Raw genomic sequence first — 6230 nt, 5'->3', positions numbered from 1 at the left:
CCCTTGTCCCATGGGTATGTGAGGCGCTTCTCCTTGCCCTGGAAGAAGTACTCGTCATGGCACTGGCCGCAGACGAAGGCGCGCATCTCCTGGCGCGTGGCGTCCCGGTTCACGTCGTAGCTTGGGATTCCCTGTGCCGCCTTGAGCCGCGCCAGGCCCTCCATGAAGGCCGGCCGGGTGACGCGCAGCTGCATCGTCGCCGAGTCATGGCAGTCGATGCACGCCACGGGGTGCTCCACCTGCTTGCGCGCCTCGGAGTAGGTCATCGCGTTGAGCCGCTCGAAGCCCTTCGTGAGATCTCCTCCCCCCAACTGCTTGTACGTGCTGTAGACGGAGGCGTGGCAGTTCAGGCAGGTGCCCGGCTGCGGCGTCACCTGCTGGCGCTCGGTGAAGGTCTGATCCGTGAGCATGTGCGCGTGGCCGCGCTCCTCGCGGAAGTCCTTCGAGAAGGCATAGCCTGCCCACATCGTCTTCAGCCGAGGATCCTCCTCCAGCCGGCTCTGCGCCACCACGGAGCGCGGGTCCGCCTGGGAGGGAGTGTGCGGCACGGCCTCGCTGCCGCCGTACCGCGTGCGCACCTGATCCACCGTGCGCTTGTACCCATCATACTGGAGCGGGAAGTTCTTCCCCCACACTGCCGGGTCCACGGTGTCGTCCGTCAGCTCCACCACCCGGAAGAACGGGTTCTTCGCCTCCTGCTTGCGCTGGGAGATGTTGATGGCCAGGGCGATCACCAGCGCGAGGGCCAGCGCGGAGAAGAGCCCTACGGCGATGTACAGCGCCAGGACACGGCGGCGGAGCCCCTGGGTGGTATCGGATGGAGAAGCCGAGGACACGGTGCGTCACCTCTGGGAGTTCAATCTTCGGGGTGCCCCACGGAGCGGTGGCAGCGGATGCAGGAGGGCCGGTCTTCTTCTGAGTGGGCGGTGCCGCTCGCCGGGGCGTGGCGCGGTGCCGGTGCTGGATCGATGGCCTGGACGACGTCCACGTGGCAGGAGCGGCACTGCCCCTCGGTGATCTCGCGGTTGCGCGGGGTGATGCGGATGGGCTCGGGGAAGTCCCCGGTGGTGAAGGCCACCGAGTGATTCCAACCGTTGAGCGCCTTGGTCGCGTACTTGCCCAGGAAGCCCTCCGGTGCGTGGCAGTCGTTGCAGACGGCCACAGTGTGGTGGCTCGCCTTGCGCCAGCCCGCGTACTGCTCGGTCATCACGTGGCAGTTGGCGCACGCCGCCGGGTCATCCGTCAGGTACGCCGTCCCCTGGGCATAGGTGAAGGTGAAGCCCGCGGCTCCGACCACGCCCCCCAGGAGGATGCAGAGAACGAGGACAGCTCTGCGTTGGACGGAGCGGGTCATAGGAGTCCGGCGGAGCGCCAGGCTCGCCTCCGCCCCCGTGGCGTCGACCTTACCACCGAGGTTGGCCTCCGCAGGAGCCGGATTATCCGTCAGCTCACGTCGAGCGCCGTGGGCTGCTGGATGCTGCACGCTCCACACTCGCGCCAGGCCGTCTTCATGGGCAGAGCAGTCAGGTGGGTGGGGGAGCCTGCGGGCGGCAGCGCCTGGACCGAACCTGTCAGACAAGCAGACAGGTTCGGTACGAGTCCGCCGCCGGAGGCTCTGGAAGAGGCAGCGCTCAGCGCATCGGTTCGTCGTCGTCCGCCACCGCCTCTCGGCTGTCCGCTGGCGGCAGCTCTTTCTCGAAGCGCAGCCCCTCGGGCGCTTGCGCCGGATCATCCACCGGCCCCGGAGGCGTCTCCAGCGCCGAGGCCGAGACCCCCACCGCGGGCTCCACCGTGGCCGACAGCGTCTTCGTCAGCGTGAAGCTGTCACGCACCGTGCCGCTGGGGTTGAGGAACCGGGCGCTCAGCGTGCCTCCGTTCACCGTCGCCTCCAGGTACCCCACATCCGTGTTGTTGCGGTACGCCGTCCAGCTCGGCTGCGAGCTTGGGAAGCTCCGCAGGGTGGCGCCGCCGCTGCCCACCACCACATAGACGATGCCTCGCGTACCCGAGGGTGCCACACCCTCCCCCTTCATCGGCTTGGAGCGCTCATAGTTGTGATCATGGCCCGTGAGCGCCAGGTCCACCCCGTACTGCTCGAAGAGGGGACCGAACTCGCGCCGCATCGCCAGCTGGGAGCCGTGCTCACCGCTGGACCAGGACGGGTGGTGGAAGAAGACCACCTTCCACGGCTGCCGCGTGGCGGCCAGATCCTGCGCCACCCAGCTCTTCTGCGCCGCCAGCGTGCAGCGATCCGGCGAGGCCAGGCCGATGGCGCAGTTGGAGTCCAGCGCCACGAAGTGCACCGGGCCCCAGTCGAACGAGTAGTAGCGCTCAGTGCCCGCCGGGTTGTTGGCCGGCAGGTAGAGGTTGTCCAGGTAGGGCTGCCCCTGGTTCGTCACGTACTCGTGGTTGCCCAGGCTGGGGAACAGCGGCACCTGCCGCAGCAAGGCCGCCATGGGCTTGAACAGGCGATCCTGGAACTCCTGCTCGGTGCCCGAGGAGTAGGCGTTGTCCCCCAGCGCCACCAGCAGCTCCCCGGCCCGCCCCGGCTCCGCGAGCCGCGACAGCACCTGCGCCTGCAACGAGCCCCCCGTCCCAAAGTCCCCCATCGCCGTGAACTGCAGGCGCGTCGTCCCCGCGGGAGGCGCGGTGCGGAACTGCCGGACACCGGTGACCGAGCCGCACGCCTCGACCACGTAGCTGTACGTCTGCCCCGGCGTCAGGCCCGTCAGCTTCACCGCGTGCCGCCAGCCCGCCGCCGTCGCCGTCGCCGTCTGGGACACGTCCGCGCCCAGGCCGAAGCGCACGAAGGGCGTGCACGACACGCCTGTCCGGAACGCCACCATCGCGCTCGTAGGGCCCACGCTCTGCAAGTACGGCAGGCGCGGCAACGCCGGCCCCGAGTCCACCTCCGAGGGGGGGGAGGCCGTCTGCTCGCCGCACGCGCGCGCCTCGGTGATGGAGGCCCAGTCATTGAGCGCGTTGCCGTTCACGGTGATGCGCACGTAGCGCGCCCGCCGCGGAGCACTGAACGTGTACGTCTGCGCCTGGGTGTTCGCCGCGCTGACGCCCGCATACACCTGCGTGTAGCTCACCCCGTCCTCCGAGGTGGAGAGCGTGAAGTGGTTCAGCTGCACGGTGCCCAGGTGCCACGCCACGGCCGCCCCCGCGAGCGACTGCGCGCTGCCCAGATCCATCCGCAGCCACGAGCCCTTGCCGTAGCCGCTCCAGCGGGTGCCCAGGTTGTCGTCCTGGGTGTTCGCCGCCACGCTGCCAGCGCCGTCATCTCCGCTCGCGCTCACGGCCGCCGTCGTCAGCAGGCGGCAGTTCGTCACGATCAGCAGGGCGGGAGTGTCCTGCGGCTCCGGGAGCGGGGCCTCCACGGGAGGAGGCTCGCTTGGAGGGGTCGAGTCCTCGCACGCCGAGAAGAGCCACACCGCCAGAAGGCCTGCTGAAACAATAAGGGGGTATTTGCGCATCGCGGCACGCCCAACATGGTTCGTGGACCAACATTTCATCCACAACCGTCGTGTCGCGCGCTGGCGTCTCCCCGCTCGCTGAGCTTCCAGGCTTCCGCCCGGGCGGCCCTGCAAAAAGAACGACGCCGGAGTGCGCGGATGCACCCCGGCGTCGGGAACTTCTAGAGACTCAGGCGCGGGCTACTTGCCAGCGCGGTACGTCGTCCACATGGAGTCCATGCGGGCAGTCTGACCCGCGGTGAACTGGTTCATGCACGCGTCGTCGCTGTAGTCCATGAAGTTGTAGATGGGGTCCGCACCCGCCAGGTTGGTGCAGGTGTCGCGGCCCGCGGGGCAGCCGTAGGCAGGGGACTTCTCGGCCGGGGTGTCGCTCACGCCATCGCCACCCGTGGCCTGCCGGGCGCAGCCGCCCTGGAACGTGTGGTACAGGCCGAGCCAGTGGCCCACCTCGTGGGTGCCCGTGTCGCCCAGGTTGTACGGCACCGCGCTGCCGCCCGGCAGAGAGGTGTTGAGGATGACCACGCCGTCATCCTTCGGCCTGGAGGCGTAGCTGGACGGGAAGGTGGCCCACCCGAGCAGACCGCCACCCGGGTTGCTGATGTACATGTTCAGGTCGTCCGCAGTGCCCTTGCGCAGCGCGTTCTTCATCGCCGCCTCGGCGCTCGTGCCGGGGCCCGCGGTGTACCAGCTGGAGTTGCTGGTGCGGTCCGTGGAGACCAGGCTGAAGCGGAACGGGGTGTTCGCGTAGGCCGCGTTCAGCACGGAGATCTGGTTGGCGATCATCGCGTCGGCGACGCTGCCCGCCGTCCCGTTGGTGATGACGTGCGCGTAGACCGAGATGGTAACTGAGCCGACCGGCAGTGCGAACGCGCTGCGGTTCTCACGCAGCATCTCCTCGACCCTGTCCAGCTCTGCCTGGCTCAGGTTCTCCGTGGCGCAACCACGCTGAGCCGGGCGCTCCGCCTGCTCCTCGACAGGGGCTGGCTGAACCTCCTTGCTCTCCATGTCCGTGCAACCCGAGAGGGCAAACAGGGCACCGACCACCAGACTGCTCTTCCAGTTGAAGCGACGCGTCATTCCCGACTCCTAAGAAAGTGGGGGAGAAGAGGAATAATTCACCTTAGCAGAACAAGTCAACGCTCAAATCGGTCTATCTTGTAATTTTGTGTTTCAGCTACTCATCTGATTGGTAGGGTTTCCAGAGCATGTCTCAGCCTCCTTCTTTCACAGGCAATCCCGCCTCCACAGGTTCTGTGCGAGGGCGGGTCGATATTCACCCCCGAGGGTTCGGCTTCCTGGTGACTCAGCCGCCGACCTCCGGAGAGGTGCTCTCCGCGTTCATCCCGCCGCCGGAGCTGTCCTCGTTCCTGGCGGGGGACGTGGTGTCCGCGACGGTGAGCCAGGCCGCGGACGGGAGATGGGCCGCGAGCGGGCTCTTTCTGGTCCAGCGCACGCGGGAGCTGGTCTACGGCGAGGTGGTGCTGCGCAAGGGCACCCCGTACCTGCGCATCGACAAGGAGGTGGCGAACACCGACTGGCCGCTGGAGCCGGGCGGCGTCGCGGTGCAGCACGGGGACGCGGTGGTGGCGCGGGTGGCCGAGGGCAAGGTGGTGCTCGCCTACAGGCTGGAGCCGGGTGCGGACCGCTCCATCGAGCGTGTCATCGCCCGCCATGGCCTGCGCCGGGACTTCGCACCCGAGGTGATTGAGGCGGCGCGTGCGGCCCGAGCCGTGCCGCATGCGCTGGGCGCGCGGAGGGATCTGCGCTCGCTGCCCACCGTCACGGTGGACGCGCCCTCCACGCGGGACATTGACGACGCCATCTCCGTGCTGCCGGCGGGGGCGGACGGAGCGCTGCGCCTGCTGGTCTCCATCGCGGACGTGGCGGAGCTCGTCACGGAGGGCTCGGTGCTGGACCAGGCCGCGCGCGAGCGTGCCACCAGCGTGTACCTGGCCGGACACGTGCTGCCCATGCTGCCCGAGGAGCTGTCCGCCAACTGGCTGAGCCTGGTGCCCCGCGAGGAGCGGCTGTGCTTGACGGTGGAGCTGCGCATTGACGCGGAGGGGCGCGTCACCGCGGCGGACGTGTACGAGAGCCTCATCCGCTCGTGGGCGCGGCTGAACTATGACGAGGTGGCGGACTTCATGGACCGGGGCATCGTCTCCGAGGCCATGGAGCCGGTGCGTGAGGCCATGCCGTGGTTCCGCGCGGCCGCGGCGCGACTGGCGGTGGCCCGGGCGGGGCGCGGCGGCATCGAGATGGCGCGCGAGGAGGCGCGCTTCACCTTCGACACGCAGACGGGCCAGGTCTCCGGCATCGAGAACGTCCCGCCCACGTCGGCGCACAAGATGATTGAGCGCTTCATGGTGGCCGCCAACGAAGCCATCGGCGAGTGGATGCTGGCGCGCGGGCTGCCCGCCCTCTACCGCATCCAGGATGAGCCGGATCCGCAGCGGGTGGCAGACCTGGCGGCCTTCGCGCAGCACTCGGGCTTTGCGGCGGGCTTCGGCGGCCGGCTGACGCCGCTGGCGCTGGGCGCGTTCGATCGGCAGATCTCCGGCTGCACCGCGGAGCCGGCGCTGCGCTCGGTGCTGCGGCGCTCGCTGGGGCTGGCGCGGTACACGGTGGTGCCCTCGGGGCACTTTGGCCTGGCGGCGAAGTGGTACCTGCACTTCACCTCGCCCATCCGGCGGTACGCGGATCTGATCGTCCACCGGACGATCAAACAGTACCTGCGCGGCCGCCGGGACT

General features: G+C 69.0%; 5 protein-coding genes. 1 reads left to right on the top strand and 4 read right to left on the bottom strand.

Annotation, left to right across the window (positions count from 1 at the left end):
- From VD972_RS33955 to VD972_RS33940, 4 genes are all read right to left on the bottom strand, one after another.
- Window positions 1-836, bottom strand: an 836-nt coding sequence (locus VD972_RS33955; RefSeq protein WP_324992954.1) for an ammonia-forming cytochrome c nitrite reductase subunit c552, incomplete at its 3' end; no start/stop codon positions are given.
- Window positions 837-856: 20 nt separating this feature from the next.
- Window positions 857-1354, bottom strand: a complete 498-nt coding sequence (gene nrfH / locus VD972_RS33950) for a cytochrome c nitrite reductase small subunit (protein ID WP_324992953.1) — start codon at window positions 1352-1354, stop codon at window positions 857-859.
- Between the two features lie 277 nt (window positions 1355-1631).
- Complete coding sequence (locus tag VD972_RS33945) at window positions 1632-3479, bottom strand: discoidin domain-containing protein (protein WP_324992952.1); 1848 nt, start codon at window positions 3477-3479, stop codon at window positions 1632-1634.
- A 180-nt stretch (window positions 3480-3659) separates the two neighbouring features.
- Window positions 3660-4556 carry a zinc metalloprotease gene (locus tag VD972_RS33940; RefSeq protein ID WP_324992951.1) on the bottom strand — a complete coding sequence of 299 codons (897 nt, stop codon included), beginning with the start codon at window positions 4554-4556 and terminating at the stop codon, window positions 3660-3662.
- 128 nt (window positions 4557-4684) lie between these two features.
- Here VD972_RS33940 and VD972_RS33935 point away from each other — a divergent pair.
- The coding region (locus tag VD972_RS33935; protein ID WP_324992950.1) for a ribonuclease R family protein at window positions 4685-6230 on the top strand (1546 nt) is incomplete at its 3' end.

The organism is Hyalangium sp. (assembly GCF_035629615.1).
Classification (GTDB): Bacteria; Myxococcota; Myxococcia; order Myxococcales; family Myxococcaceae; genus Hyalangium.
Note: the sequence above shows the minus strand (reverse complement) of the source record. Positions and strands in the feature narration are given on the sequence as shown.